This window comes from Pseudomonas sp. SIMBA_067 (assembly GCF_046534675.1).
Taxonomy (GTDB): domain Bacteria; phylum Pseudomonadota; class Gammaproteobacteria; order Pseudomonadales; family Pseudomonadaceae; genus Aquipseudomonas; species Aquipseudomonas putida.
This window is the reverse complement of the sequence record NZ_JAWRYH010000986.1, coordinates 1-250: the sequence shown is the minus strand read 5'-3', so window position 1 is coordinate 250 and position 250 is coordinate 1. Positions and strand designations below refer to the sequence as shown.

At 58.4% G+C, this 250-nt stretch carries 1 protein-coding gene; it reads right to left on the bottom strand.

The features are described 5' to 3' along the window. On the bottom strand, positions 1-196 hold a 196-nt coding region (locus SB765_RS32175; RefSeq protein ID WP_410932835.1), incomplete at its 3' end, for a 4'-phosphopantetheinyl transferase superfamily protein. Positions 197-250 lie beyond the last annotated feature (54 nt).

Genomic DNA, 250 nt, shown 5'->3' with positions numbered 1-250 from the left:
CTACCGACACCAGTTCCGCATCCGGAAAGTCCATCGGCTGAAGCAGTTGCGGCCAGATGGCTTTAAAAACGCTCTCTTTGAGGGAGAAGAGCAGGGTAGCGGCAGCGCAAAAAGAGACGGGCAGCGTCCGTAACAGGTGCTGTTCCTGCTCGTTCATCAGCAACTCAGCCGTTTCATGCGCCGTCGTCTCCGACATGAACTGCTCGACATCCACCCCAACAGCGCAGGGCTGACGGGTTGCCGCTACCAC